Annotated in this window: 1 protein-coding gene and 1 pseudogene; both read left to right on the plus strand. The window is 60.8% G+C overall.

Annotation, left to right across the window (positions count from 1 at the left end):
• Positions 1-81: 81 nt before the first annotated feature.
• A pseudogene (locus EII26_RS13715) lies at positions 82-129 on the plus strand (hypothetical protein); the annotation flags it as partial.
• Positions 130-132: 3 nt separating this feature from the next.
• A partial coding sequence (locus EII26_RS12900) for a WG repeat-containing protein (protein ID WP_233572764.1) occupies positions 133-623 on the plus strand: 491 nt, incomplete at its 3' end.

The raw sequence follows: 623 nt of genomic DNA on the forward strand, positions 1-623 counted from the left end.
GTCAGGGATTTCTCCGCGAAATATGTATCGCCTGCCGATGTCCTCTCGTATTTCGAAGGCCCCGGGAACCTTGAGGGCTATGTGGACCTCACTGGAAAGGTTGTCGTTCCGCCCCAATACAAATATGCCGGTGTGATCCAGGATGGGGTGGGAATTGTGAAGAGCGGCGACCTATACGGGATCATCGACGAGAAGGGACGGCCTGTGCTGCCGATCGTGTACGAGGAGTTCATCTACATCTTCGGCACGAACCTGTTCGGGGTGAAGAGCGGGGACAAGTGGGGGTACGTGAACGGCAGAAACGAGGCGATCACGGACTTCGTGTTCGACGAGCCCCCGACGTCCACTTGCCCCCGGGGGACCTGCGCCGCCGTTCTGAACGGTAAGAGCGGCCTGCTCGATGAAAAGGGGCGTTGGGTCCTCCCCGCCTCGTATGACCAAATTTATGGCGTCGTGCGAGGGGAGGCGGAGGAGAACCCGAAGATCGGGGTCTGCCGCGACGGCAAGGTGGGATTCGTGGACCTGCAGGGCAACACGGTCATCGACTTTCAGTTCTGGGGTCCGCGATGGCCGCGTTGTTACCGGTTCTCCGAGGGGCTGGCGTCGGTGGCTCTCTCCGACCC

The organism is Fretibacterium sp. OH1220_COT-178 (assembly GCF_003860125.1).
Lineage (GTDB): Bacteria > Synergistota > Synergistia > Synergistales > Aminobacteriaceae > CAJPSE01.